This window comes from Bradyrhizobium sp. AZCC 1719 (assembly GCF_036924525.1).
GTDB lineage: Bacteria > Pseudomonadota > Alphaproteobacteria > Rhizobiales > Xanthobacteraceae > Bradyrhizobium.
Genome location: NZ_JAZHRU010000001.1, coordinates 2,493,631 through 2,520,444, shown reverse-complemented (window position 1 = coordinate 2,520,444; position 26,814 = coordinate 2,493,631). Strand labels below are relative to the sequence as shown.

The window sequence follows — 26,814 nt, the reverse complement described above, 5'->3', positions numbered from 1 at the left end:
TGCCATATACCTGTCGCATCTACGGCCGCACCCTCCGGGTGATATTGGGCTTTGGGCTTTGTGGCTCCCTCGCCCGGATGCGGACGCCTCTTATGCGCTGGCTGTTCGTCAGGCCGGCACTTTGCTTACAGCTTCCTTCAGACCTCGCCTCGCGACGACGCCCTTGCTGTTCGGCTAACGGTTCCCATCACCAGGGTCCGTAGAGGACTCTCACCTCCAAGTCATCAACCGGACACCACTCCGGTCAAATCGCGCCCGTCAAGGCGCTCCGCGCCATGCCTGGCGCACCACAAAAAAGAGCCGCCGTTTCCGGCGGCTTTTGAAGTTGATAACAGGGAGGCGTCAAACAGAGTGGACAGGAGCCACTCGGTGTCCAAACGAGGACGATGACAGTCATAATCGAGAAAGCTTAACGGACCGTAAACGAACGAATTTCTTTAGAGATTGTTTGCCATGTCGGCCATTGGCCGAGTTTTGGACTTGCAATCGTTTGGAGAGTAGCCGGTCTCGTGCCCCGGATGCTGCGCAGCGCGCAAGCGATGCGCTGCTGATCCGGGGCCCATCTTGCCCGGAACGAAAGCGTGGGTCCCGGCACTGCGGAGCAGCGCTAAGGGCGCTGCACCACGTCCGGGACACGAGATCCACTCACGTCTTGAAAAAACTGTTCGCGGCGTCCTTTGACGCGCGCTTTTTGGTGACGGCCTCTTGCAGCCGCGCGACTTCCGAATTCAAGAGTGCAATCCGCTCCGTCAATTCCTCGACCGAGAGCAGCGACAGGTCCTGGCCAATCTCATGGCTGATTTTCTTCCGCGGCTTGTCGTCGTCTTCGATGGCCATGCGTTTCCTCCTTTCGGCATTTCCCTGCAGGTCTGGCCGTCCCTTCTCGCGGTTGCCAGCCGCAGCCGGGCTGGCTAATCAGGGGCCGCCTTCAATTCTCAGCCTTTCGCAAGGACAAATCATGGAAAAGCTGCCCGCGCAAATGACCGTCATCGGCATCAGCAAGCCAGGCGGCCCCGAAGTGCTGTTGCCCGAAACCCGCAGCGTTCCAGCGCCCGGCCCAGGCGAAATCCTGGTCAAGGTGATGGCCGCCGGCGTCAACCGCCCCGACGTCGCGCAGCGTTCCGGCGCTTACCCGCCGCCGCCTGGCGCCAGCGACCTGCCCGGCCTTGAAATCGCGGGCGAAGTAGTGGCGCTCGGCGAAGGCGCCAAAAAGCACAAGCTCGGCGACAAGGTGATGTCGCTGGTCGCGGGCGGTGGCTACGCCCAGTATTGCATTGCGCAAGACGCGCAGGCGATGGCGGTGCCGCCGTCGCTATCGATCCAGGAAGCCGGCGCGATCCCGGAAACGCTGATGACCGTCTGGCACAATGTGTTCGAACGCGGCGCGCTCAAGCCCGGCGAAACGCTTCTGATACACGGCGGCTCGTCCGGCATCGGCACCATGGCGATCCAGCTTGCGAAAGCGTTCGGCTCCAAGGTGATCGTGACCGTCGGCTCCCAGGACAAGATCGACGCCTGCCTCAAGCTCGGCGCCGACCGCGCGATCAATTACAAGACCGAAGACTTCGTCGCCGTGGTCAAGGCCGAGACCAACAATGTCGGCGCCAACCTGATCCTCGACATGGTCGCCGGCGACTATGTCGATCGCAACTACGACGCTGCTGCGGTCGACGGCCGTATCGTGCAGATCGCAACGCTCAATAGCCCCAAGGTTACCGTCAACATTGCCAAGGTGATGGTGAAGCGGCTGACCCATACCGGCTCCACGCTGCGCCCCCGTACTAATGCGGATAAGGCCGCGATGGTCGCCGCGATCGAGGCCAAGGTGATGCCGCTATTGCGCGAGGGACGTGTAAAACCGCTGATGGACAGCTCATTCCCGCTGGAAAAAGCGGCCGACGCGCACCGGCGGATGGAGACCTCCGCACATATTGGCAAAATTGTGTTGGCGGTCTAGCCGATCGCGAGCGAAGCGCGGGTGGAAACCCTTTGATTTGCTTTGCTTTCATGTCATTTATCGCGGCAACGCCGACCCCGTTCGCTGGGCCGGGAGAATCGTTGGTCGCGGAGTACTGACATTGCGTCTGATCAGGTGCCTTGCGCTAGTCGCGCTGGGCCTCATGATTGTTATGGCCGCGCCTGCGGCGCATGCCATCGACGCGGTCAGCGTCCGCAGTGACGCGCCTGCCATCGATCTCACCGCGGTGCTCGATCATCAGCGCAGCGAGACCGACCGCATCCAGGTTTCGACGGCGCCAGGAACCGACGGCATCGTCCGCCGCATCGAGGTTCGCGCTCGCGAAGGCGGACAGAACTGGGTGGTGTTCGCGCTGGCCAACAACACCGACGACCAGCTCGACCGTCTGATCGTCGCGCCACACTATCGCATCGTGTCATCCGGCCTCTTGTGGCCCGATCTCGGCCTGTCGCGCATCGCAACCATCACACCGTCGACCGGCGATCGTCCCGAGCGCCAGGAAAGCGCAACGGCCGACATCTTCCGCATCACGCTCGACCCCGGCGCCGTCATCACCTTCGTGGCGGAGCTGCGCACCGACAAGCTGCCGCAGCTCTATCTGTGGGAACCCGACGCCTACAAGGACAAGGTCAACTCGTTCACGCTCTATCAGGGCATCGTGATCGGCATTTCCGGCCTGCTGGCACTGGTGCTGACGATCCTGTTCGTGGTGAAGGGCAGCATCATGTTCCCCGCCGCCGCCGCGCTCGCCTGGGCTGTGCTGGTCTATATCGGCGTCGATTTCGGCTTCTGGGGCAAGGTGCTCGACATGTCGAACAACGCCGAGCGCGTCTGGCGCGCGGCCGGCGAAGCGATCCTCGCGGCGACGCTGCTGGTGTTCCTGTTCGCCTATCTCAACTTGAGCCGCTGGCATGTGCGCTATTCCCACATCACCGTCGGCTGGCTGGCCTTCCTCGGCTCGCTGGTAGCGCTGGCGCTGTTCGATCCCGCCGTCGCCTCGGGCATTGCGCGCATCTCGCTGGTCTTGATCGCCTTCGCCGGCTTTGCACTGATCGTCTATCTCTCGACGCATGGTTTCGATCGCGCGGTGCTGTTGATCCCGACCTGGTTCCTTCTGGTGGTCTGGGTGATCGCCGCCGGCATGACGGTGGCGGGCTCCGTCACCAACGACATCGTGGGTCCGGCGCTGCTCGGCGGCCTCGTGCTGATCGTGATGCTGATCGGATTTACGGTGATGCAGCACGCGTTCGCCGGCGGCGGCGCGACAACCGGCATTGTCTCCGACATCGAGCGCCGCGCGCTGGCGCTGACCGGCTCCGGCGACCTGATCTGGGACTGGGACGTCTCCGCCGACAAGGTGTTCACCAGCCCGGAGACCGAAAGCCTGCTCGGGCTGAGGCGCGGCACGCTGGAAGGTCCGGCCGCAAAATGGCTGGAGGTGCTGCACCCGCTCGACCAGGATCGCTTCCGTGCTGCGCTGGACAGCGTGCTCGACCAGCGCCGCGGCCGGCTGGTGCAGGATTTCCGCCTGCGCACGCCGGACGGCCACTTCATGTGGTTCGCGCTGAAGGCGCGCCCGGTGGTTGGCTCCGACGGCGAGGTCTCGCGCGTGGTTGGAACGCTAACCGACGTCACCGAAATCAAGAACGCCGAAGAGCGCATGCTGCACGACTCCGTGCATGACAACCTCACCGGCCTGCCCAACCGCAAACTGTTCATGGATCGCCTCGGCGCGGTGGCGAATTTCGCCAAGAGCATGCCGAACCTGCGGCCGACGCTGATGGTGATCGACCTCGATCGTTTCAAGCAGGTCAACGATTCCGTCGGCATTGCGGTCGGCGACTCTATCCTGCTGACGCTGGCGCGTCGGCTGACGCGCATCCTGAAACCGCAGGATACGCTGGCGCGGCTGGCCGGCGACCAGTTCGGCCTGATCCTGATGTCGGAGCAGGACCCGGCGCGCATCACCGCCTTCGCCGAAACCATCCGCAAGACCATCCGCGCGCCGATCGCCTTCAACGACCGCGAGATCTTCCTGACCGCTTCGATCGGGCTCGCGCTGTCGGATCCGCAGACGCAATTGTCCGACGAGATCATCAAGGACGCCGAGCTTGCGATGTATCACTCCAAGCGGATCGGCGGCGACCGCATCGACGTCTACAAGCCGGCGATGCGCGCCCGGAAGACCGACCGCCTGACGCTGGAAAGCGAACTGCGCCGGGCCATCGAGCGGCAGGAGATCACCATCCTTTACCAGCCGATCGTGCGGCTGGAAGATCGCTCGATCGCCGGCTTCGAGGCGCTGGCGCGTTGGGACCATCCCAAGCTCGGGAGGATGTCGCCCTCCGAGTTCATCACGATTGCGGAGGAAATCGGCCTGATCGTCGACCTCGGCATGTTCGTACTGGACCAGACCGCGCGGCAGCTCTCGGTATGGCAGCGCGCGATGCGCTCGCGCGAGCCGATCTTCGCCTCCGTCAACGTCTCCTCGCGGCAGTTGCTGCGCCATGACTTGATCCACGATATCCGCACCGTGCTGTCGCGTTCGTCGGTGGCGCGCGGCACGCTTAAGCTGGAGCTCACCGAGTCGCTTGTGATGGAGAATCCGGAGCATGCAGCGCAGATGCTGGCGCGCATTCGCGAACTCGGCACCGGACTGTCGCTGGACGATTTCGGCACCGGCCATTCCTCGCTGGCGTATCTGCAGCGCTTTCCCTTCGACACCATCAAGATCGACCAGTCCTTCGTGCGCACCACCAGCCGCGGCACGCGGCCGGTGATCCTCAAATCGATCATTGCGCTGGCGCATGACCTCGGCATGGACGTGGTGGCGGAAGGCGCGGAGACGGATTCGGATGCGGTCGAGCTCTATCAATTGGGCTGCGAATACGCGCAAGGCTTCGCCTTCGGCGAGCCAATGGATGCCGACGCCGCGATGCGGCTACTGACCGAAGAACGGCTGCAAGCGGCGAGCTAGATCGCGTCAGAAGCAAGACGCGTCCTCACACACAGCCGTCATACCCCGCGAAAGCGGGGTATCCAGTACGCCGCGCCCTCTCGATCAAGCACCAACGTCTCTGGAATACTGGATCGCCCGCCTGCGCGGGCGATGACAACCGAGGTGAGAGATGACGGCTGAACTTTCGGCACGCACTCACCGCCTCACCGGCATTCTCTTGAACTTCACGCTCTTTCCATCCGCCTGCCGCGTTGCGATGTAGCCGGCTTCGAGGCAGGCCTCGCGCTGCGGCATCTTCTCCTGCGGACTGCGCAACGTCTCCCACCATGACGCACGGTGCGCGGCGCGCGGCAGCGCCGCATCGATGATCTCCTCGATCTCTTCGAAGCTCAGCACGAATTCGGTGCGCGTCTGCGCCTTCAGATAGTCCCGCAACGGATCGTAAACGTTCACGCGTGCCCTCTTAAGCGAATTGCACAAAACCGTCGGCGCCGGCAACCGAATGTTAACTGTCTACCATATCGCCGTCGCCGCTTAAGACCGCAACAATTTATCCGGCGCATACCGGAAGGCTTGGAGCGGATGATGCTATTCGAGCGGCAAAGCGACGAAGCCAGAAAGGGTTGGTTCAGGAAAGACTCCGGCCGCCGCCCCTGGCGATTGTCCGTAAAGCTGTTGATCGCATCGTCGGTCGCGGCGGTGATCGGCTTCTCCGCGATTTGTACCAGCGTCATGCTCGACATGCGCCGCGGCGAGGAAGAGCTGGCGCGGCAAACACTGGAAAATCTAGCCTCGAGCATCGACGCCGATATCAGCCGGAATATCGAACTCTACGACCTGTCGCTGCGTAACGTCGCCACCAATCTGGTGATGCCGGAGATCGAAAAGGTCAGCAAGGAGATTCGCCATCTGATTCTGTTCGATCATGCCGCGACTGCCAGGCATTTCGGCGCGATCCAGGTGTTCGACGCGCAAGGCAAGCTGATCATCGATGCGGCAAGCCTCGATCCGGTGCCGGAGGATCGCAGCGATGAGGAATACTTCTTCGTCCATCGCGACAAGCCCGACGTCGGCTTGTACATGAGCCGTCCGATGCTGCATCGCAGCGCCTATTCGATCGTGCTCAGCCGGCGCATCACCGACGCCGATGGTGGTTTTCTCGGTGTGGTCGTGGGCTCGATCCGCTTCAGTTATTTCCACGATTTGTTCGGGCGGCTGACACTCGATCCCGCCGATACGATCACGGTATTGCGTCGTGACCGGACGATCATCATGCGCAAACCATTCGACCTCGACATCGTCGGCAAAAATCTGGCAGAGCGAAGAAACTGGAATCCGACAAATCTGAAGCAAGGCGGATCCTACGCCGGGGTCGGACCGGTGGACCCGACACCGCGGCTTTACGTTCGAAGCGCCAATACGAGCCTGTTCTTTGTCGTAGTCGGAAAACCGCTGGCGAGCATCCTGAGCCTCTGGCACCGGGAGGTGATCCGGATCGGAGCGGTCATGGTGGCCCTGATCCTGTTCGTGTTCGGCACCACATTGTTCCTCGCGCGCGAGATCGGCCGCCGCGCCGAGGCTGAGGAAAAGTTGGAAGAGCTTGCGACCACCGACGCGCTCACCGGCCTGAAGAACCGGCGCAAATTCGATTCCGAGATCGACCTGGAATGGCGGCGGGCGACGCGCAACCAGACCCCCGTCGCGGTGTTGATGATCGATGCCGATCATTTCAAATCGTACAATGACACGTTTGGACATCAGGCCGGCGACCAGGTGCTGGTCGGCATTGCGATCTGCATTTCGGATTCGGTGAAGCGGGCCGGCGACTGTCCGGCCAGATACGGCGGCGAGGAATTTGCGGTACTTCTGCCTGGCCTCTCGGCTGTGGATGCGTTCGCGGTCGCCGAGACCATCCGCCTGAAGGTCGAACAATGGTCGGAAGATCCCGGCGTGACGACGGTGAGTATCGGCGTGGCGAGTATGACGCCCACGGCAGCGATCGATTGGTCCTATCTGATCGAAGCGGCCGACAAGGCGCTCTACGCAGCCAAGGCCAACGGCCGTAACCAGTCCGTGGTCGCCGCGATCCCGCAGCTTGCGCTGGTGGCTTAGGCGCTCTTCGCCAAGGCTCGCGTCACGGCGTCGGGCTCTTTCTCCACGACCTTGAGCAAAATGCGGGCACTGCGTTCCGGCTGCCGGCGGCCTTGCTCCCAATCACGCACGGCCGACAACGCAAATCCATAGGTTTGAGCGAAGCTCTCTTGCGACATACCGAGCTGCGTACGTATCTTTTTTACATTCACCCGCGCAGGAACATGAATTCCGAATGTCCTCTTGTTCGCGGATCCGTCGAGATAGGCCTTGGCGTCGCCCAGCCCTGCCTTGATCTTGTCGAATGCGGCTTTTGTCACCTTCGCCTCCGATAGTCTTCGATCATAGTCGCAACCATCTTGCCTAGCGCATTACGTTCAGAAGCCGAGAGATTGGCCTTCTCGTTCTTGGCAAAAACTGCCAGAATAAATACAGGCAGGTCTGCTCCAGAGAACAAATAGACAATTCGCGCGCCACCGCTCTTGCCGCGCGCGCCGAAGCCGAATCGCACTTTACGAATTCCGCCACCACCGGGGACGACTACCCCGCAGGCAGGATCGGATGCCAGTCGATCCACGATGGCTTTTCGTTCGTCCAACGAAAACAGGCGTTCCGCATCGGCCAGGTACGACGGCGTCTCGACAACGGTCTGCATCAAGAGACTACACTACGGCAATGCCGTAGCATGGTCAAGTTCACTCATTTCTCCAGATACTTCTTCATCTCCGCGCGCAGGCCGTCGCGCAGCTCGGGGCGGGCCATGCCGTAGGCGATGTTGGCGCGAATGAAGCCGGATTTCGAGCCGCAGTCGTGCCGCTCGCCCTCGAATTCCACGCCGTAGAACTTTTGCATCTTGGCGAGAGCTTTCATTGCATCGGTGAGCTGGATCTCGTTGCCCGCACCGCGCTCCTGGGTTTCGAGGATCTTGAAGATTTCCGGCTGCAGGATGTAACGCCCGGTGATGGAGAGGTTTGACGGCGCGGTGCCCTTCGGCGGCTTCTCCACCATGCCGTCGACCTCGAACATGTTCTTGGCGAGGCGCTTGCCGACGCCGCAAATGCCGTACTGGTGGGTGAGATCGTCGGGCACCGCCTCCACCGCGAGCAGATTGGATTTAGCGCCGAGTTTCGCCGCGGCCTCGATCATCTGCTTCAGGCAACCCGGGCTGTTGAGCACCAGCTCGTCCGGCAGCACCACTGCGAACGGCTCATCGCCAACAATATCGCGCGCGCACCAGACCGCGTGGCCGAGGCCGAGCGGCGCCTGCTGGCGGGTGAAACTCATGGCGCCGGCTTCGGGCTGGTCGCGCGCCAGGATGTCCTGCTCGGCCTTCTTGCCGCGCGCGGCGAGCGTGGTGTCGAGCTCGAACATCCGGTCGAAATGGTCCTCGATCACCCCCTTGTTGCGCCCGGTGACGAAGACGAAATGCTCGATGCCGGCCTCCTTGGCCTCGTCGACCACGTATTGAATCAGCGGCTTGTCGACGATGGTCAGCATTTCCTTCGGCATCGCCTTGGTGGCGGGCAGGACGCGGGTGCCGAGGCCGGCGACCGGGAAGACGGCTTTACGGATTTTCATGGGATGTCGGGCGCCTTGATATCGAGATTTGGAAATGAGGAAAGTGCTTTGATTGCACGTTGATAGCCGGTTTGCACCCCTGAACAAAGGCGGATGTATGGTGGTGTTCCCGCCCGACTTGCACCTCCCCTTGCGCGCGCCGGGCGGGACAACAAAATGCCCACTGTTAAGCTATTGGAAACCGTGTCAGGGCCTTCTGGCACGGGGTTGGTTTCGACGGACGGGTACGGCATGGGTCTCTTGGAACGAGTGACGGATAATCGAACCGGCGCGATCTTAATCGCCGCAGCGCTGTTGTGTTCCAGCGGCCAGTCCCAGGCCCAATCCTCCGGCAACGGGGTTTCGAACTTTTTCGGCAATATCTTCTCAGGGCAGAAGGCCGTGGCGCAGCAGGTCACGCCCGGCCCGGACGGCAGTCCGCCGCCCTGGAGCGGCGAAGACGGCGCCTCCGGCCATCCACTGATGACGGCGTCCGCGATCCGGCAGGCGGCGGCGAACTTTCAAAATTGCGTCGCCTCGATGTGGCCGGATGCTGCGCGGCGCAACGTCACCCAGCAAAATTTCGAGCGCTTCACCGCCGGGCTCGAGCCTGATTTGCGCATCATGGACCTGATGGACTCGCAGCCCGAATTCACCAAGGCGATTTGGGACTATCTCGATATCCTCGTGAACGACAACCGCCTTGCCAAGGGCGGCGAGATCCTCGCCCAATACAAGCCGCAATTCGACGCGGCGGAGAAAGCCTATGGCGTCGACCGCTACATCATCGCATCGATCTGGGGCATCGAATCCAACTACTCGACGCAAGTGGGCGACCGCAACGTCGTGCGATCGACCGCGACACTGGCCTGCATCGGCCGCCGCCAGGCCTATTTCAAGGATGAATTCCTCACCGCGATCGAGATCCTCAACCGCGGCGATCTCAGACCCGAACAGATGCGCGGCTCCTGGGCCGGCGCGTTCGGGCCGACGCAGTTCATGCCGACGGCCTTCAAGCGCTATGCCGTCGACGCCGACGGTGACGGCCGCCGCGACGTCGTCGACAACGTCGCCGATCTGATCGCCTCCACCGCCAACAACCTCAAGAAAGACGGCTGGCAGACCGGCCGGAGCTGGGGCTACGAGGTGGTGCTGCCGGAGAGCTTCAATTTCATGCTGGCGGACAAGTCCAAGGCGATGACGATTGCGCAGTGGCAGAGCCAGGGACTGAAGCGGGCCGATGGCAAGCCGTTTCCTGACACAACCGAGAAGGCCTATTTGCTGGCGCCGGCCGGCATGCAGGGGCCCGGCTTCCTGATGCTGCAGAATTTCCGGGTGATCATGAAATACAATCCGGCGGAGGCCTATGCGCTGGCGATCGGCCATTTTGCCGACCGCCTGCGCGGCGGGCCGCCGTTCGTGCAACCCTGGCCGCGGCAGGAACGGGTGCTGTCGCGGGCGGAGCGACTGGAACTGCAGCAGCTCCTGGCGCAGCGCGGCTTCTACAAGGGCACGCCGGATGGCCAGTTCGGTGGCCAGACGCGGGAGGCACTCCGCAGCTTCCAGGCTTCGATCGGCGCGCCAGCGGACGGATTTGCCTCTTCCGACGTGCTGGAGCGGCTGCGGGGCCGTTAAGGCCCGTTTTCAGCGCTAAAGTGGCCCTGAAAACCACGATTCGGCAGGAGCCTTGACGCTGGGCCCGGAACCCCGGTTTATGGGATGTGAAATCTGCCCGCTTGCGGCCCGATTCCGCTGCTATATGTGACGCTTCACGATCCATTTGCGACCGAGCCGGATGCGAAAGCCAACGTCCTTCTTGCGCGTGTTTACCGAGACCGGGCCACTGGTGGCGCTGGCGGTTGCGATCGCGCTCCTGATCGGGATCGTGGGACCAGCGTCGGCGCAGTTCTTCAATTTCGGCGGCTTTGGCGGGCAGCCGCAGCGGCAAGCGCCGCAACGCGGCTGGTTCGGCGGCGATTTCTTTTCGCCATTCCAGCAGCAGGCCCCGCAGGCGCCGCGCCAGGATTTCTCCCGCGCGCCCGCGCCCGCCAAGCGAGACACGGTGCCGGAACGTAACGTGCTGGTGCTCGGCGACGCCATGGCCGACTGGCTCGCCTATGGCCTGGAAGACACCTATTCCGAGCAGCCCGACATGGGCGTGATCCGCAAGCACAAGACCGTCTCCGGCCTGATCAAGTATCAGCCGCGCGGCGAGCCCGCCGATTGGACCGCGGCCGCCAAGGGCATCCTCGCCACCGAAAAGCCCGACGCCATCGTCGTCATGCTCGGCCTCCACGACCGCCAGGCCATCCGCGAGGCGGTCACCGAGAAGAAGACCGACAAGAAGGAAGACAAGAAGGACGCGCGCGGCAAGACGGATACCAAGACAGATACCAAGCCGGCCGACGCAAAGAAGCCGGAAGGCTCGGCTGACACGGCAAAGCGCGACGATAAGCCGGCCGATGCCGAATTGTCGCCTGACGATGCAGCCGATAACGACACGCCGCAAAGCGCCGCACCCGCGCGATCTGGCGGCGGACTTTACGAGTTCCGCGACGAGCGCTGGGTCGAACTCTACACCAAGAAGATCGAAGAGCTGATCGGCGTGCTGAAATCCAAGGGCGTCCCGGTGTTGTGGGTCGGCCTGCCGGCGATCCGAGGGCAAAGGGGAACGGCCGACATGCTGTTCCTCGATGCGCTGTATCGCGACGGCGCCGGCAAGGCCGGTATCACCTATGTCGATATCTGGGATGGATTTGTCGATGAAGCCGGCCGGTTCCTGCAGAAAGGTCCCGACTTCGAAGGCCAGATCCGCCAGCTCCGCACGGCCGACGGCGTTTTCTTCACCAGGCCCGGCGCGCGCAAGCTCGCGCATTATGTCGAGCGCGAGGTGACGCGCCTGCTGGCCGCCCGCTCCGGGCCCATCGCCGTGCCGATCGAACCGGCGACGCCGGAGGCCAATGTCGCGCCTGGCCAGCCGGCGCCGCGTCCGCTGGCCGGACCGGTCATGCCGCTGGTCGCCTCGTCCGTCGGCACCGATCAGTTGCTCGGCGGTCCCGGCTCGCGTCCGGCAGCGGTCGATGCGCTCGCCGCGCGCACGCTGGTGAAGGGTGAAGCGCTGGCCGCGCCGGCCGGCCGCGCGGACGACTACATATGGCCTCGTCGCGAAATCGGCCGCGAGCCGGCGAAGGGTGATACGCCGATGGCGGCCACCTCACCGAGCGGAACCGCGGCAGCCGCCCCGCCACAGAAGCAGCTCTTACTGCCGCCGCCGCAGCAAACGCTGCAGCAACAGAAGAGACAACTGCCGCCGCCGATGCAGATCCGCCCGGCGCAAAACAACGGTCCGTCACTGCGTGACTTCTTCGGCGGTTTCGGTGCGGCGCCGCGGCCGCCTGCGCCACCCGCGGCTGCACCACCGCGCGGACCCGCTGCTCTTCCGGGCGCGCCGCGGCCGCCGGGCAATGTCGGGCGCTCGGCAGAGGTTCCGCCGGGCAATTTCACGCGGTGATTTAGATAGAGCGTTTTCCAGCGAAAGCCTGCCCCGGACTTGATCCGGGGTGGACACCGGTTCGCGTCAAGAAAACGCGCCAAAACAAAAACCTAGAGCCCGGTTCTGATTCAATCAGAACCGGGCTCTAGTCCTCATGGTGAGGAGCGCGTCTTCGCGCGTCTCAAAGGATGTGAGCGGCCCCAGTCGGGCCGTCGCCCTTCGAGACGGCCGCGTTGCGGCCTCCTCAGGATGAAGTTAGCCGTAATAGCGCCAGCGCGGCGGCGGGCGGCGCGGCGGGCGCGTCATCAACAGCGCCAGCGCAAAGCCAATTCCGGCTGCGACCAACAGCGCACCGAGCGGATTTTCCTGCACGGTTTTCGCTACCGTCTGCTGGCCGCTACGAATGGTGTCGCCGCTGTGCTCAATGGCGTCCTTGGCATAGCTGACGGCGGTGTCAGTGGCGTCGCGAGCGGCGTCCTTGGCCTGGCCGTAGAGATTTTGCACTGTGCCGGCCGCTTCGCGCACGCGGCCCTCGGCTTGCGTCTTCGCATCGCCAGCCATGTCGCCGACGGTGCTTTCGACCTTACCCGCAAAATCCTCGGCCGAGCCTGCAATCCGATCCTTGTCCATCGCGGTCACTCCTGTCTTCAGCGGAAGTAACCGGTGAGACCCCGTTCGGGTTCCTACCGCGATCGAAACGCACTTCTAATCAAGATGCCGGGCTTACAGGATCAGCCCGCCATCGACCACGATGGTCTGGCCGATGATGTAGGACGCAAGCGGCGAGGCCAGGAACAGCGCGGCGCCGGCCATGTCGGCCGGCGTGCCGAGCCGCTTCAACGGGATCCGCTCGAGCGCGCCTTCGAGGCGTTTCGGATTGGCGGTGGTCGCCTTGGTCATCTTGGTGTCGACCAGGCCGGGCGCGATGCCGTTGACGCGGATGCCATCCCCGGCCCACGCCTCGCCGAGCGTGCGCGTCAGCCCTACCGCGCCGGTCTTCGAGGCGTTGTAGGCCGGATTGCCCATAGTCGAGTGATAGGCGGCGGTCGAACTGACGATGATGAGCGAGCCTTTGCTGGCGCTCAGCATCGCATGGAATTTTGTCGCACAGGCCATCAGGCTCATCAGGTTGACTTCAACCACCTTGCGAAAGCCATCCATCTCGAATTCGCCGCGGCGGTAGATCACCGCGCCCTGCGCCAACACCAGCACGTCCAGTTTCGTGAAGGATGGCTTGAAGGATTCAATGGCCTGCGCATTGCTGACGTCGAGTCGGAAATAGTCGAGCCCGTCAAGATGCGAGCCTTCGTCGGGCGAATAGTCGGCGGCGCTTTCGCGGGTACCGCAAATGGCGACACGCGCGCCCTTGGCACGAAACGCCTGCGCGATGCCATTGCCGATCCCGCTGGAGCCGCCGACCACCAGCACCTGCCTGCCGTTGAAATCCAGTTCGTTCATCCCTGCGATCCCTTCCTTGTGTTCTAGTTCAATCCTTCGTCGAGGAATTTGACCATCAGGACCTGGTCGTAATATCGCCCATCATACTTGAGGCCCCTCTTTTCATAGCCGTACTCGACGAAACCCGCGGCGCTGTAAAGGCGGCGCGCGCCCTCATTCTCACTCACTACGGTAAGTTGAACCATCTCCACGCGTCCGCGTGCATGGTCGAGGACCGCCGCAACGAGCTTCTTCCCGAGCCCCAAGTTTCTTGCGGTGTCTCGAACATACATGCCCCAGAGGGTCGCCCGATGCGCTTGCTTCGTACCTTCCTGCGCAGCATAGGCCGCGACGCCTCCGAGCATCTCCTCGACGAAAGCGCCGAAGATGACGGTACGGCCAAGGACGGCTTCGAACCACGACAGCGGTAGCGCGCTCTCCTTCTCAAACGTGCTGCCGAAGGCTTCCGGATTTCGCTGCAGGCCTTCCAGCCGGATATCCCTGAACAGCGCAGCGTCTGTAGGCTCCAGGCGGCGGATCTGCAGGCCGCGAATATTCGTCACGTTTGCACCTCGCTCGGCTTCGTTTGACCTGTCTGCGGATCGGTGCCAGCCTTGTCAATCCTGCAACGCGCACCTCGCATCTCTGTCCGGATCGCATCATGTCAGATTTCAAGCAGCTCAGCCGCTCGGTCAAAGGTCTGACCGTTCTCGTCACCGGTGCTGCCAGCGGCATGGGGCGCGCGACCGCGCTCGTGTTCGCAGCCGAGGGCGCCAATGTCGCGGTTACCGACTTAAACGCCGAGCTTACCCAGGCGGTTGCCAGCGAAATCGCAGCAAATGGCGGCACGGCGAAAGCGTGGACGCTCGACGTCGCGAAGCCCGACGACATCATCAAGGTGGTCAACGACGTCGCCGCACATTTCGGCGGGCTCGACATCGTCATCAACAATGCCGGCATCTCCGTACGCGTGGCGATCGATGAGGAAGGTTATGAAGCAGCTTGGGACAAGGCGCTGGCCGTGATGCTGACCGCGCATCCACGCATCATCCGGGCCGCGTTGCCGCATTTGCGCCGATCGAAGAATCCGCGGATCGTCAACATCGCATCGACCGAGGCGCTCGGCGCCACCGCACTTCACAGTCCCTATTCGGCGACGAAAGCCGGCGTCACCGGCTTGACGCGCTCGCTCGCCGTCGAGCTCGGCCGCGAGGGCATCACCGTGAACTGCATTTGCCCGGGCCCGATCCGCACCGCGATCACCGAGCGGATTTCCGAAGAGCACAAGACGATCTATGCCAAGCGCCGCACCGCTCTCGGCCGCTACGGCGAGCCTGAGGAAGTGGCGCACATGACGCTGAGCCTGTGCCTGCCGGCGGCTTCGTACCTGACCGGCGCGGTGATCCCGGTCGATGGCGGCTTGATGGCGCGGAATGCGTGAGGCGTTCCCCGGATGCTGCGCAGCATGAAATGCTGCGCTGCTGATCCGGGGTCCAGGGTAGGTCCCGGCTCCGCAGAGCAGCGTACCGGACGATGCTTCGCATCGCCGGGAGCACGCTGCACCGCGTCCGGGACACGAGACAGGCGCAATGCCGCATGCGCGCCGCAACGTTGACTTGGACAGGTTGGGGAGTAATTTTTCTTACAAACAGAGCGGGCAAAACCGCCCGCCGCTTTCGGGAGAGACGCCATGGCGATCGCAATCCGGCAGTTGCATCCGCATTTTGTCGGCGAAGTATCCGGACTTGATCTGCGAAAACCTCTGACGCCGCAGGAAGCAATCGACGTCGAAGCCGGCATGGACAAATACGCCGTGCTGCTGTTCCGCAACCAGGACATCACGGACGAACAGCAACTCGCTTTTGCGCTGAATTTCGGCAAGCGCGAAGACGCTCGCGGCGGCAACATCGTCAAGCCTCAGGATTCGCGCCTCTCGACCGGCCTCAACGACGTCTCCAATCTCGGCAAGGACGGCAAGCCATTGCCGCGCGACAGCCGCGCGCATCTGTTCAACCTCGGCAATTGCCTGTGGCATTCCGACAGCTCGTTCCGCCCGATCCCGGCGAAGTTCTCGCTCTTGTCGGCGCGGGTGGTGAACCCGAAGGGCGGCAACACCGAATTCGCCGACATGCGCGCGGCCTATGACGCGCTCGACGACGACACCAAGGCCGAGATCGAGGACCTGATCTGCGAACATTCGCTGATGTATTCGCGCGGCTCGCTCGGCTTCCTGGATTATACCGATGAAGAGAAAGAGATGTTCAAGCCGGTGCTGCAGCGGTTGGTGCGGACGCATCCGGTGCATCGCCGCAAGTCGCTGTATCTGTCATCGCACGCGGGCGCTATTCTGGGCATGAGCATGCCCGAGGCGCGGTTATTGCTGCGCGACCTGACCGAGCACGCTACGCAGAAGGAATTCGTCTACGTCCATAAATGGACCGTGCATGACCTCGTGATGTGGGACAATCGCCAGACCATGCACCGGGTGCGGCGCTACGACCAGTCGCAGCCCCGCGACATGCGCCGCGCCACGGTTGCCGGTACCGAGCCGACGGTGACGCAGCAGGCTGCGGAGTAGAGAGCCAAAGCCGTAGGGTGGGCAAAGGCGCACTTGCGCCGTGCCCACCATCCATCCAAACCGTTGTCGTGAATGGTGGGCACGCTTCGCTTTGCCTACCCTACGAATCGGAGCTACGCGTGCCCGGCCTCGTTCGACAGCATGCCGGGGTCGATGCCGATCTTGCGCAACGCGCGTTGATATTTGTCGTCGACGTCGTCGCCGAAGATCAGATCCGGGTCGGCGTCGCAATGCAGCCAGCCATTGTGCTGGATCTCGTTCTCGAGTTGCCCGGGCGCCCAGCCGGCGTAGCCGAGCGCCAGGATGGCGTGCTTCGGACCGGTGCCCTTGGCGATCGCCTTGAGGATGTCCACCGTCGCGGTCAGGCAGATGCCGTCGTCGATGTTCAGCGTCGCGTCCTTGATGAAGAAATCGCTCGAATGCAGCACGAAGCCGCGGCCGGTATCGACCGGACCGCCCTTCAGCACCTGCATGGTCTCGGCGTTTTCCGGCAGCGTGATCTGGTCGGCCTTCTCGATGATGTCGAGCTGCACCAGCAGCCCGGGAAAGTCGATGCTGCCGGCCGGACGGTTGACGATGATGCCCATCGCCCCTTCCGACGAGTGCGCGCACATGTAGATGACGGAGCGCTCAAAGCGCGGATCGCCCATGACCGGCATGGCGATCAGCAGCCGGCCGTCCAGATAGCCCTCGCCGGACGAATTATCGCCAAAGCCAGCGGTTTTGCGGCGGACAGGCTTCGATGTCTTGCCTTCAGGGCTCATCCGCAAAGGCCTTTCTCTTGCAGGTTCATATCCTGATATCGGGTGCGGTTTCTGTCAATCAAGCTTCCGGCATCATTCGGCTGCCGATCACACGCAATTCAATGGTTTGCCTCCAAACTTGCCTGTAAAGACGTGCCATGAGCGTCCTAGTTCCCCTGCGCGCCGCACTCGGCGTCGCCGCATTGAGTGTCGCGTGTGCGGCGTCGGAGGTTCGCGCCCAGGATGCTTCGCCGTGGCAACACGACGCCCATTCCGCGGTACGGTTGCTGGCGGGATCACGCAGCGGCGCGGTGTTGCTTGGCGGCGTAGCCATCCAGTTGCAGCCGGGATGGAAGACCTATTGGCGGACGCCCGGGGATTCCGGCGTGCCACCCCGCTTCGACTTCTCCAAATCCGACAATGTCGAAGCTGTGACGGTGCTGTGGCCAGCACCGATGAAATTCGACGACGGCGCAGGCGGCACCGCGCTGGGATACAAGCAACAGGTCGTGCTGCCGTTGCGGATCGTCGCCAAGAATGCCGACAAGCCGGTGACGCTGCGCACCCACATCAGCTACGCGGTTTGCGAAAAGCTCTGCATTCCCGTCGAAGCCCATGCCGAACTCGCTTTTGCCAGCGTGGCAAGCACCGAGGACGGCACATTGTCCGATGCGCTCAATGCGGTGCCGAAGCCGGCCAATGTCGGGGACACCAATCCGCTGACCATCCGCGACGTCAAGCGCGAGGGAAAGAATGTGCTGGTCGACGTGACCGCTCCCGAGGCCAAGGAGGTCAACCTGTTCGCCGAGGGACCGACGCCCGACTGGGCGTTGCCGGTTCCCAAGCTCGTGGAGCAAGGCCCGCCCGGCGTCAAACGCTTTGCCTTCGAACTCGACGGCCTGCCACCCGGCGCCAGTCCGGAAGGCGCCGCGCTCAAACTGACGCTGGTCGGCGGTGACCGGGCCTACGAGTTCAACGTCAGCTTGAATTGATGCAATCTAGTGTCCCTGCGGATGTGCGCAGCGCGCCACGATGCCGCGACGTGTTTCCGCCCCGGTGCAGCTACGCTTTGTAGTCCGAAGAGAGCCGGCGCTTGCCGGCTCTCCTCGGAAGCAACCTGTCCTCCTAGCTCTTCTGGCCGCTCATTTGCTGAGCGCGCATATAGCTCTTGCAAGCACTACGCATGTCGCCCTTTGACATGGCGGCATTCGCCGCGCCCATCTCTTTCATCATCGCAAATTTGCCGGGGCTATCAGGCATCGTGTTGCCGGACGAGACGAGCTTGGCCATGTTTTCGCTCGTGCAACCCGTCTTCTGGGCAGAAGCCTTGGCAGAAGCCTTCTGGGCAGAAGCCGGGCTGACAGCCAGCGCGGTGATGATCGTTACAGCGGTAACAAGCAGTAGTTTCATATTTTTCCTCCCCGGCCGCACCATGCGACCGAAGCTGAAAATTACAAAGCGCCAGAAAAGTTCCCGAGAGCCCGCGGGCCTTACCGGCATCGGACGGCTCAGCCACTTTATTCCTAAGAACTTCATCGTTTCGCAGCTCCAGGCGGCAGCAATTCAGCGAAATGCGGTTGGGAAGCGATCAGCAGGCCATCCAACCGAATCTTAACGAATGGTTGATACATCCGACCGACGCCGCCGCCTCGCGGCACGTTTCGGGGATGTACCGTTGTGGCCGTATTGGATTCGCAATCCGCAACCGCTTCGCCTGCCGGCGTGATCGCGCGCCTGCGTGCGCTGCTTGGCGGCTCCAGTGAAGCCTCCGTTACAAGGCGGCTGGCCGGCACGATCTTCGTGATCCGCGTCTTCAGCGCAGCGCTTGCCTATTTCTCGCAGATCCTGCTGGCGCGCTGGATGGGCGGCTCGGACTACGGCGTCTATGTCTATGTCTGGACCTGGGTGCTGCTGCTCGGCAGCATGATGGATTTCGGCATCTCGGCGTCCGCGCAGAAGATCATTCCGGAATATCGTACACGCGGCGAGCATGCGCTGCTGCGCGGCTTTCTCTCCGGCAGCCGATGGATGACGTTTGCAGTCTCCTCCATCGTCTCGCTGCTGCTGGCGGGCGTGGTGAAGGGATTGTCGCCGTGGATCGACGGCAACGCGATCGTTCCACTCTACATCGGTTGCCTGACATTGCCGGCGTTCGTCGTCGCCAACACCCAGGACGGCATCGCCCGCTCGCACGACTGGATGCGGCTTGGCCTGGTGCCGCAGTTCATCGTGCGCCAGTCGCTGATCATTGGCCTGACCGCCGGCGCCTTCGTGCTCGGCTTCGATCTCGGCGCCACCGCCGCGATGTGGGCCAGCGCCGCGGCGGTATGGATCGCGATGATCGGCCAGATGATCGTGCTCAATCGCAAGCTCGGCGGCCACATCGAGCCTGGCCCCCGGGCCTACGACTTCCGCGGCTGGCTCGCCGTCTCGCTGCCAATCCTGCTGGTAGAGAGCTTTTATCTGCTGTTATCCTACACCGACGTACTGGTGCTGCAGCAATTCCGCTCCTCGGAAGAGGTCGGCGTCTACTTCGCCGTTATAAAGACGCTGGCGCTGGTCTCCTTCATTCACTACGCGATGGGAGCTTCGACTGCGCATCGCTTTGCCGAGTATCACGCGCAGGGCGATAAGCCGCGGCTGTCGGCCTATGTGGCGCATGCGATCCAGTGGACGTTCTGGCCGTCGCTCGGCGCGACCATTCTGCTGTTGGCGCTGGGCAAGCCGCTATTGTGGTTGTTCGGACCGCAATTCGTCGTCGGCTATGACATCATGTTCATTGCAGCGATTGGCCTTGTGGTGCGTTCCGCCATCGGCCCGGTCGAGCGGCTCCTGAACATGCTCGGCCACCAGCACATCTGCGCGCTGGCCTATGCGCTCGCCTTTGTCATGAACGTTGTGCTGTGTGTCGTCCTGGTGCCCCGCTTCGGCGGCCACGGCGCGGCGGCCGCGACCTCGATCTCGCTGACGTTCGAAACGGTGCTGCTGTTTTGGATCGTGCGCCGGCGGCTCGGACTACATGTGCTGGCGTTCGGGAAGCGCTGATCCTACAGACCACTGGAGCGGTTGGAAGACGGCCGCCTGCATGATCGCAACCGTCCTGCGTTAGCCGTTCCGGATTTTCTATCGTGTGCGCAAGGACACGATCGATATCCTGCACAATCCGACACACGTCGCGACGGCCCGTCAACGAGATTGACCAGTAGGGCTCCGCCAGGCGCGTCGGCAGCATCGGCGAGGGAGGATACCGGTTTCGCTCTGCACCGGCAAATTGGGGGAAATAACCACCGGATTCCGATGCGCGTATGAAATATTCTTATTTCACCCGATGCACCGCCATCGATAGGACGTTTATCCCCTGCGTTGATATATACTCGCTCACGCCACATGGAACTTGCACCCGGAAATGATTGATCCACTTTACGTTGCCTCGGGATTCGGCGTCGGCCTGCTGGTCGGGATGACCGGTGTCGGCGGCGGCTCGCTGATGACGCCGTTGCTGATTCTGCTATTCGGCATCCACCCGTCGACCGCTGTCGGCACCGACCTTCTATATGCCGCGGCCACCAAGACGGGCGGCAGCCTGGTGCATGGCTTTGCACGCAGCATCCACTGGCCGGCAGTGATGCGTCTCGCCAGCGGCAGCATCCCGGCAAGCGTCGTTACATTGCTCGTGCTGTGGCAACTCGAGCTCAAGGGGGAGTCCGCGCGCAGCCTGGTCAATCTGGTGCTGTGCTTCGCACTCCTCCTTACGGCGACATCGTTGATCTTCCGCAGGGCGATCATGGATCACTATCGCCGGCGCATGGAAGGATTCGATGCCGCGGCGACCGGCCGCGCGACCGTGATGGTCGGCGTGGCGCTCGGTGTGCTGGTCTCGATTTCATCCGTAGGTGCCGGCGCAGTCGGCGTCACCGCGCTGTTGCTGCTCTATCCGCGCCTGCCGATGGCGAGCATTGTCGGCTCCGACATCGCACATGCCGTGCCGCTGACGCTGGTGGCCGGCATCGGACACTGGGCGCTGGGTTCGGTCGATTGGGCGCTGATGAGTGTGCTGTTGGTCGGATCGTTGCCCGGCATCGTGATCGGCAGCTACTGCGCGGTTCGCGTGCCGGAGACGGTGCTGCGGGTGGTGCTGGCCTCAGTCCTGATTCTGGTGGCCAGCAAGCTCGGCTTCAACGAGCTGCATTTTTCCCAGAGCATCGCAGCCGTGACCGGGAGCGTCGCCCATTAACTAGGCGCGCTTCCCGGTGCCTGCTCACGATTTGTCTTATGCCGCGGTCCATCCGCCATCGATCGATAGATTGGCGCCGGTGATCTGGGCGGCATCGTCGCTACACAGGAACAGTGCCAGTGCGGCGACCTGTTCGGAGGTCACGAACTCCTTGGTCGGCTGCGCCTGCAGCAACACGTCGTTGATGACCTGCTCCTTGGTCAGGCTGCGCGCCTTCATGGTGTCGGGAATCTGCTTTTCCACCAGCGGCGTCCAGACGTAACCGGGACTGATGCAGTTGCAGGTGATCTTGAACGTCGCAAGCTCCAGCGCCACCGTCTTGGTGAGGCCGGCGATGCCATGCTTGGCCGAGACATAGGCCGCCTTGAACGGCGACGCGACCAGCGAATGCGCGGAAGCCGTGTTGATGATACGGCCCCAGCCGCGCTTCTTCATGCCGGGGACTGCGGCACGGATGCCGTAGAACGCCGACGACAGGTTGATGGCGATAATGGCTTCCCACTTCTCGGGCGGAAACTCCTCGATCGGCGAGACGAACTGGATGCCGGCATTGTTGACGAGGATATCGACCGAACCAAACGTCTTCTCGCCAAGCGCGACCATTTCGGCAATCTCGGCGGGCTTGGTCATGTCGGCGGGCGAGTGCACGGCGCGGACCTTGAAGTCGGTCTCGATGCCGGAACGCTCGCGCTCGATATCGGCCGGCACGCCCATGCCGTTGAGGACGACATTGGCGCCGGCGGCGGCAAAAGCGCGCGCGTAAGCCAATCCGATGCCGCTTGTCGAGCCGGTCACGACAGCGGTCTTGCCTTTTAACGTACCCATTCCAATCACTCCTGCTTGCCTGCTGCGGTCTTCCAAACATCCCCCGTCATATCGTAGGCCGCCATGGTCTGGCCGGATTGCGGACGCTCCAGCACATCCTTGTGACGCATCGACAGATGAACGTCGCGGACGCCTGCGTTCCAGTGTTCGACCATGGCGACATGCGAAAAGTCGTAATCCTTGGATGACGTTTCGTAGTTCTTGCTCTTGTAAATCAGATGCACGACGGTGACGGTGTTTTCCTTGGCCGCGTTGCAGAGAACTGCCACCGACGGATCGTTCTTGAGATCATCGGGCAGCTTTCCGAGCAGCTCGCGCAGCGCCTTCCGCGCGTTGTGCACCTGCTTGTTCTTGTCGGTAGTCATGCGGGTGCGGCTGGAATAGCGGATGTCCTTTTCGCGCTCTGCAGCCTCCAGCAGCGATGTCGGCAATTCGCCGCGCGCGCTGAACAAATCGACCTGAAAGATCAGGAGATCGCGGTTGGTTTCCTCGCCCAGCACATAATCGAGCGGCGTGTTGGAGGCGATGCCGCCGTCCCAATAGTGCTCACCCTCGATCTCGATGGAAGGAAAGCCAGGCGGCAGCGCGCCGGAGGCCATGATGTGCTCCGGGCCGATCCTCTTGCCGAGCCTCCTGAACTCGAAATTGTCGAAATATTTCAGATTGCCCGAGGTTACCCCGACCGCGCCGACGCTGAGCCGCGTCTTCAGATCGTTGATGCGGTCGAAGTCGACCAGCCGCTCCAGCGTTTTCTTCAGCGGCGCAGTGTCGTAATAGCTTTGCGATTGCCGACTGCCCGGTGGCCACAAGGGTGCAGGCGGAATGCGCGGCGTGAAGAAGCCCGGTACGCCGAAGGTCGCAATCAGCGCGGCACTGGTCTCGTTGAACAGCGAGCGCGCGCGGTCGCCTGATGCGACGGGCTTCCATGGCACCGGAGATGACACCATCTCCCAAAATTCTTTCAGCCGATCGACGCGCTTTTCGCCTTCGTTGCCGGCAATGATCGCGGCATTGACGGAGCCGATCGAAATGCCCGCGATCCATTCGGGTTCGAACCCCGAGCGGCACAGCGCCTGAAAGGCACCTGCCTGATAGGAGCCGAGCGCGCCGCCGCCTTGCAGGACCAGCACACGCTGCGCTTTGGCGGGCGTGGTTGCCGGCGCGGTATCGTAATGATCCATCGTGACCGTCGGCTAGTGGACAATGACCGGGGCACCGTGGCGACAGTTCGCGACGGCGTCAATCGGGCAAGATCGAGCAAGGATCACGCCGAGTTTATCGCTTTGTGAGACGCCGATGTCCGCATCCGGCGTTGCCTCAGGTTGATGCAAGGATGAGCGTCCAGAACACCTTGTATTTGGTGTTTGGAGCGTAAACCGCCGCGATGCCCAATTTTGTGACACCGTTCTTGAGCATATTGGCCTTGTGCGGCGGCGAGTCGCGCCAACCGGAAAAGGCTTCCGCCATCGTGTGATAGCCGGCCGAGATATTCTCGACGGCAAGCTTCGCCGGATAGCCTGAGGCCCCCAGCCGCTTGTCCAGCGGGCCCTTCACGTTGTGGTCCATCTTGTTGCGGGCTGCCATCGCCTGGGACTGCTGCTCCGCCAGCTTGATCAGATCGGGATCGACCACGACGGCGCCGAGGCCGTTGTTCTGCCGATATTGCGAGATCAGGAGCGCCGCCGCCACGGGGTCGAGCGTGGCGCCGGGTTGGGCCATGTCGAGATACATGGCCGGCTGTTCCGGAATCTTGACGTCTGCCGAGCAGCCGGCAAGCAGCAATAGGCCGATAATGGCGGTGGTCGCCCGTTTCACTGAAAGAATCCCCCCGAAGAAGCCCCTAAGCCTGGATGGCCGCTTGTTGCATACCAACCGTGGCTGAATGGTGAACGGGGGGCATCTTGGCTGTCATTCCGGGGCGCGAAGTGAACTCTGGTGCGCAATTGCGCACCTGAGAATCTCGAGATTCTCAGGTGCGCAAGTGCGCACCATAGTTCGATGCTGGCGCATTGCCCCGGAATGACGACTTCGTCGTCAATCCTGCGCGGCAAAAATCCGGTAGCGGCGGGGTTGCAGGCTGATGATTTCGCCGGCCTGGAGTTCCCGGTCCCGGGGGGCGTCGATCTCGATCACGGTCTTGTCCTCCCCGCCTGTCAACGCGATCTCCGCCCGCTGGATCGGGCCGAACGAGCGGACATGACGCACCGCGCCCTCCAGCGAGCCGGTTCCGGCGGGCCCGATCTGCATGTCGTGGCGACGGACGAACAGCTTTGAGGCGCCGGAGGCCGCACCATCGGCGGCGATATTGAGCGGCCGGCCGCCGAGCCGCACCGAGCCGCCTGAGACCTCGACCGGCAGCACGATGGATTCGCCGATGAAGCCGTGGACGAAGGCGGTCGCCGGATTGTCATAGACATCGCCGGGCGTGCCGATCTGTTCGATGCGCCCCTTGTCCATCACCACCACGCAGTTGGCGACTTCCAGCGCCTCTTCCTGGTCGTGGGTGACGAAGATCGAGGTGACGTGGATTTCGGAATGCAGCGAACGCAGCCATTGCCGCAGCTCTTTCCGCACCTTCGCGTCGAGCGCGCCGAAGGGCTCGTCGAGCAGGAGGATGCGTGGCTCGATCGCAAGCGCGCGGGCGAGCGCAATGCGCTGCCGCTGGCCGCCCGACAATTGGCTGGGATAGCGGTTTGCCAACCAGTCGAGCTGCACCAGGTCAAGCAATTCCTTGACGCGGGCACGGATCGTGGCCTCATCCTTGCGGACGGCGCGCGGCTGCACGCGCAGGCCGAAGGCGACGTTCTCAAACACCGTCATGTGGCGGAACAACGCGTAGTGCTGAAACACGAATCCGACATGGCGCTCGCTGGCGCCGTGGCCGAGTGCATCCTCGCCATCGATCCGCACCTCGCCTGCATCGGGCCAGTCAAGGCCGGCGATAATCCGCAGCAGCGTGGTCTTGCCCGAACCGGAGGGGCCAAGCAGCGCCAGCAATTCGCCCTTGCCGACCTTCAGATCGACGTTGTCGAGGGCTGCGAACGCGCCGAATTTCTTGACGATGTTTTTGACTTCAATGGTCACGCGGATCGTCCCTTAGATCGTCGCTTGGGGTTTGTCCTTCATCCAGACGCTGTTCGAGAATGGTCTTCACGACCAGCGTGATCAAGGCCAGCATCGCCAGGAGCGAGGCGATCGCAAACGAGGCTACGAACTGATACTCATTATAGAGGATCTCGACCAGTAGCGGCATGGTGTTGGTCTCGCCACGGATATGGCCCGACACCACCGATACCGCGCCGAACTCGCCCATGGCGCGCGCATTGCACAGCAGTACGCCATACAACAGGCCCCATTTGATATTGGGCAGAGTGACGCGGAAGAAGGTCTGCAGGCCTGACGCTCCCAGCGAGATCGCGGCTTCCTCCTCCTGCGTGCCCTGCTCCTGCATCAGCGGGATCAGCGAGCGGGCCACAAACGGAAACGTCACGAAGATGGTTGCGAGCGCAATGCCGGGCACGGCGAACAGAATATGGATGTTGTGCGCCTGCAGCCAGGTGCCCCAATAGCCCTGCGCACCGAACAGCAGCACGAAGACAAGGCCCGAAATGACCGGACTGACCGAGAACGGCAGGTCGATCAGCGTGACCAGGAAGGTCTTGCCAGGGAAATCGAACTTTGCGATCGCCCAGGCCGCGATCACCCCGAACAGGAGATTGAGACCGACCGAAATCGCCGCCACCAGCAGGGTCAGCCGGATTGCCGACAGCGCCTCCGGTTCGGCCAGCGCGGCGAAATAGGCACCAAACCCTTTCGACAAGGCCGATGCGAACACCACGACCAGCGGCAGCACGACAAAGACGGTGAGGAAGCTGACGGCAAGCGCGATGATGACGAAGCGGACCGGCCCGGGCTCTGTCCGAAAATCCTTGGGTGAAGCAATCGCCCGCGGACGCTCGCGCGCTTCGCGGCGCGACAGCGAGGAAATGGCCGCGCCCGCCGTTGACGCGTAGGCCTTTAGCGGCGTCGCCGGAGTCACAAAGCTCGTTTGCGTCGACATCGGTCGGCCCTCAATGCGCGGGAATGCGGGTTTGCGCCCAGCGTTGCAGGCGATTGACGGCTAAGATGATCACGAACGAAGCCAGCAGCATGACGACGGCAATCGCCGTCGCATCGGCGTAGCGGAATTCGGACAACCGGATCACGATCAGCAGCGGCGCGATCTCCGATACGTTGGGCAGATTGCCGGCGATGAAGATCACCGACCCGTATTCGCCGACCGCGCGCGCGAACGCCAGCGCGAAGCCCGTCAGCAGCGCGGGAATCAGGCTCGGCAAAATCACACGAAAAACCGTGTGCCAGCGGTTGGCGCCAAGGCTTGCGGCCGCTTCCTCGATCTCCGGATCGAGATCGATCAGGACGGGCTGAACCGTGCGCACCACGAAGGGGATGCCGATGAAAACCATCGCGATAAAGATCCCGATCGGCGTGAACGCCACCTTGATGCCCAGCTCAGCCAGCGGCGCCCCGAGCCATCCCTTCTGTGCGAACAATTGCGTCAGCGCCACGCCCGCAACCGCGGTCGGCAGCGCAAAGGGAATGTCGACGATGGCATCGAATATCCGCCGGCCCGGAAAGCGGTAGCGCACCAGCGCCCACACGATGATGGTGCCCATCACCAGGTTGACACAGGCTGCGGCAAAGGAGAGACCGAACGAAATCCTCAGCGCATTCAGCGTGCGGCGGCTGGTGAGAATTTCCCAGAACTGCGCGGGCGAAAGCTCGAGCGTCTTGAGGAACAGACCGGCGAGCGGGATGAGGATGATAACGGAGAGCCACGTCAGCGTCAGGCCCATGGTCAGACCGAACCCGGGCAAGCTCGTGCGCCGTGCAACCGCTGTGCTCACAAATCCCCCTGC

At 62.8% G+C, this 26,814-nt stretch carries 27 protein-coding genes; 11 read left to right on the top strand and 16 right to left on the bottom strand.

Translation table 11 applies throughout. The features are described 5' to 3' along the window. Positions 1-645 precede the first annotated feature (645 nt). Positions 646-837, bottom strand: coding sequence for a DUF1192 domain-containing protein (locus V1292_RS11895; RefSeq protein WP_334372705.1), 192 nt, complete (start codon positions 835-837; stop codon positions 646-648). A 121-nt stretch (positions 838-958) separates the two neighbouring features. Between V1292_RS11895 and V1292_RS11890 the strand changes: the two genes are divergently transcribed. Continuing rightward, entirely contained in the window at positions 959-1,957 is a 999-nt protein-coding gene (locus V1292_RS11890; protein WP_065747424.1) for an NAD(P)H-quinone oxidoreductase, read from the top strand. Positions 1,958-2,078: 121 nt separating this feature from the next. Beyond that, entirely contained in the window at positions 2,079-4,955 is a 2,877-nt protein-coding gene (locus tag V1292_RS11885) for an EAL domain-containing protein (protein ID WP_334372703.1), read from the top strand. A gap of 177 nt (positions 4,956-5,132) precedes the next feature. Here V1292_RS11885 and V1292_RS11880 read toward each other — a convergent pair whose 3' ends face one another. Further along, positions 5,133-5,390, bottom strand: a complete 258-nt coding sequence (locus V1292_RS11880) for a DUF7662 domain-containing protein (RefSeq protein WP_334372702.1) — start codon at positions 5,388-5,390, stop codon at positions 5,133-5,135. Between the two features lie 132 nt (positions 5,391-5,522). Between V1292_RS11880 and V1292_RS11875 the strand changes: the two genes are divergently transcribed. Next, complete coding sequence (locus V1292_RS11875) at positions 5,523-7,049, top strand: GGDEF domain-containing protein (protein ID WP_334377014.1); 1,527 nt, start codon at positions 5,523-5,525, stop codon at positions 7,047-7,049. On the opposite strand, the gene V1292_RS11870 is transcribed toward V1292_RS11875, so the two are convergent. The 3 genes from V1292_RS11870 to galU are packed head-to-tail and all read right to left on the bottom strand — an operon-like array spanning position 7,046 to position 8,606. Then, positions 7,046-7,348 carry a helix-turn-helix domain-containing protein gene (locus V1292_RS11870; protein WP_334372701.1) on the bottom strand — a complete coding sequence of 101 codons (303 nt, stop codon included), beginning with the start codon at positions 7,346-7,348 and terminating at the stop codon, positions 7,046-7,048. The genes V1292_RS11875 and V1292_RS11870 overlap by 4 nt on opposite strands. Then, positions 7,345-7,683, bottom strand: coding sequence for a type II toxin-antitoxin system RelE/ParE family toxin (locus V1292_RS11865; protein WP_334372699.1), 339 nt, complete (start codon positions 7,681-7,683; stop codon positions 7,345-7,347). The genes V1292_RS11870 and V1292_RS11865 overlap by 4 nt, the downstream gene beginning before the upstream one ends. A 44-nt stretch (positions 7,684-7,727) precedes the next feature. Further along, positions 7,728-8,606 carry a UTP--glucose-1-phosphate uridylyltransferase GalU gene (galU, locus tag V1292_RS11860; protein ID WP_334372697.1) on the bottom strand — a complete coding sequence of 293 codons (879 nt, stop codon included), beginning with the start codon at positions 8,604-8,606 and terminating at the stop codon, positions 7,728-7,730. A 231-nt stretch (positions 8,607-8,837) separates the two neighbouring features. Here galU and V1292_RS11855 point away from each other — a divergent pair, with 231 nt between their 5' ends. Further along, positions 8,838-10,220 carry a lytic murein transglycosylase gene (locus V1292_RS11855; protein ID WP_334377013.1) on the top strand — a complete coding sequence of 461 codons (1,383 nt, stop codon included), beginning with the start codon at positions 8,838-8,840 and terminating at the stop codon, positions 10,218-10,220. A gap of 160 nt (positions 10,221-10,380) precedes the next feature. After that, positions 10,381-12,096 (top strand): SGNH/GDSL hydrolase family protein, encoded by a 1,716-nt coding sequence (locus V1292_RS11850; protein WP_334372695.1) that lies wholly within the window; start codon positions 10,381-10,383, stop codon positions 12,094-12,096. Between the two features lie 237 nt (positions 12,097-12,333). On the opposite strand, the gene V1292_RS11845 is transcribed toward V1292_RS11850, so the two are convergent. The 3 genes from V1292_RS11845 to V1292_RS11835 all read right to left on the bottom strand — a co-directional run bounded on the left by V1292_RS11845 (position 12,334) and on the right by V1292_RS11835 (position 14,078). Next, positions 12,334-12,708: a CsbD family protein gene (locus V1292_RS11845; protein WP_334372693.1), complete on the bottom strand. Its 375-nt coding sequence runs from the start codon at positions 12,706-12,708 to the stop codon at positions 12,334-12,336. A 93-nt stretch (positions 12,709-12,801) separates the two neighbouring features. Then, the gene (locus tag V1292_RS11840; protein WP_334372692.1) at positions 12,802-13,536 is read right to left on the bottom strand and encodes an SDR family NAD(P)-dependent oxidoreductase; all 735 of its coding nucleotides are present in this window, start codon (positions 13,534-13,536) and stop codon (positions 12,802-12,804) included. Positions 13,537-13,559: 23 nt separating this feature from the next. Beyond that, positions 13,560-14,078 (bottom strand): GNAT family N-acetyltransferase, encoded by a 519-nt coding sequence (locus V1292_RS11835; protein WP_334372691.1) that lies wholly within the window; start codon positions 14,076-14,078, stop codon positions 13,560-13,562. Positions 14,079-14,176: 98 nt separating this feature from the next. Here V1292_RS11835 and V1292_RS11830 point away from each other — a divergent pair, with 98 nt between their 5' ends. Beyond that, positions 14,177-14,956, top strand: a complete 780-nt coding sequence (locus V1292_RS11830) for an SDR family NAD(P)-dependent oxidoreductase (protein ID WP_334372690.1) — start codon at positions 14,177-14,179, stop codon at positions 14,954-14,956. Between the two features lie 249 nt (positions 14,957-15,205). After that, positions 15,206-16,093, top strand: a complete 888-nt coding sequence (locus V1292_RS11825) for a TauD/TfdA dioxygenase family protein (protein WP_334372688.1) — start codon at positions 15,206-15,208, stop codon at positions 16,091-16,093. Positions 16,094-16,206: 113 nt separating this feature from the next. On the opposite strand, the gene V1292_RS11820 is transcribed toward V1292_RS11825, so the two are convergent. Beyond that, positions 16,207-16,857: a YqgE/AlgH family protein gene (locus V1292_RS11820; protein WP_065747440.1), complete on the bottom strand. Its 651-nt coding sequence runs from the start codon at positions 16,855-16,857 to the stop codon at positions 16,207-16,209. Between the two features lie 137 nt (positions 16,858-16,994). Between V1292_RS11820 and V1292_RS11815 the strand changes: the two genes are divergently transcribed. Continuing rightward, on the top strand, positions 16,995-17,828 hold the full coding sequence (locus V1292_RS11815) for a protein-disulfide reductase DsbD domain-containing protein (RefSeq protein WP_334372686.1): 834 nt from the start codon (positions 16,995-16,997) through the stop codon (positions 17,826-17,828). 133 nt (positions 17,829-17,961) lie between these two features. Here the strand turns inward: V1292_RS11815 and V1292_RS11810 are convergent, their stop codons facing one another. Then, the gene (locus V1292_RS11810; RefSeq protein ID WP_334372685.1) at positions 17,962-18,126 is read right to left on the bottom strand and encodes a hypothetical protein; all 165 of its coding nucleotides are present in this window, start codon (positions 18,124-18,126) and stop codon (positions 17,962-17,964) included. Here V1292_RS11810 and V1292_RS11805 point away from each other — a divergent pair. From V1292_RS11805 to V1292_RS11795, 3 genes are all read left to right on the top strand, one after another. Further along, entirely contained in the window at positions 18,125-18,451 is a 327-nt protein-coding gene (locus V1292_RS11805; RefSeq protein WP_334372683.1) for a hypothetical protein, read from the top strand. The genes V1292_RS11810 and V1292_RS11805 overlap by 2 nt on opposite strands. Before the next feature lie 62 nt (positions 18,452-18,513). Continuing rightward, entirely contained in the window at positions 18,514-19,881 is a 1,368-nt protein-coding gene (locus V1292_RS11800) for an oligosaccharide flippase family protein (protein WP_334372681.1), read from the top strand. 361 nt (positions 19,882-20,242) lie between these two features. Further along, the gene (locus V1292_RS11795; RefSeq protein ID WP_334372679.1) at positions 20,243-21,070 is read left to right on the top strand and encodes a sulfite exporter TauE/SafE family protein; all 828 of its coding nucleotides are present in this window, start codon (positions 20,243-20,245) and stop codon (positions 21,068-21,070) included. 36 nt (positions 21,071-21,106) lie between these two features. On the opposite strand, the gene V1292_RS11790 is transcribed toward V1292_RS11795, so the two are convergent. From V1292_RS11790 to cysT, 6 genes are all read right to left on the bottom strand, one after another. Next, on the bottom strand, positions 21,107-21,895 hold the full coding sequence (locus tag V1292_RS11790; RefSeq protein ID WP_334372677.1) for a 3-hydroxybutyrate dehydrogenase: 789 nt from the start codon (positions 21,893-21,895) through the stop codon (positions 21,107-21,109). A gap of 5 nt (positions 21,896-21,900) precedes the next feature. After that, positions 21,901-23,076 (bottom strand): patatin-like phospholipase family protein, encoded by a 1,176-nt coding sequence (locus V1292_RS11785; protein ID WP_334372675.1) that lies wholly within the window; start codon positions 23,074-23,076, stop codon positions 21,901-21,903. 136 nt (positions 23,077-23,212) lie between these two features. Next, the gene (locus V1292_RS11780; RefSeq protein WP_065747445.1) at positions 23,213-23,710 is read right to left on the bottom strand and encodes a CAP domain-containing protein; all 498 of its coding nucleotides are present in this window, start codon (positions 23,708-23,710) and stop codon (positions 23,213-23,215) included. A 219-nt stretch (positions 23,711-23,929) separates the two neighbouring features. Then, on the bottom strand, positions 23,930-24,979 hold the full coding sequence (locus tag V1292_RS11775) for a sulfate/molybdate ABC transporter ATP-binding protein (protein WP_334372673.1): 1,050 nt from the start codon (positions 24,977-24,979) through the stop codon (positions 23,930-23,932). Beyond that, positions 24,969-25,955 carry a sulfate ABC transporter permease subunit CysW gene (cysW, locus tag V1292_RS11770; protein ID WP_334372671.1) on the bottom strand — a complete coding sequence of 329 codons (987 nt, stop codon included), beginning with the start codon at positions 25,953-25,955 and terminating at the stop codon, positions 24,969-24,971. Before cysW ends, V1292_RS11775 begins: the two co-directional genes overlap by 11 nt. Before the next feature lie 10 nt (positions 25,956-25,965). Beyond that, positions 25,966-26,772: a sulfate ABC transporter permease subunit CysT gene (gene cysT / locus V1292_RS11765; protein ID WP_334372669.1), complete on the bottom strand. Its 807-nt coding sequence runs from the start codon at positions 26,770-26,772 to the stop codon at positions 25,966-25,968. Between the last annotated feature and the right edge of the window lie 42 nt (positions 26,773-26,814).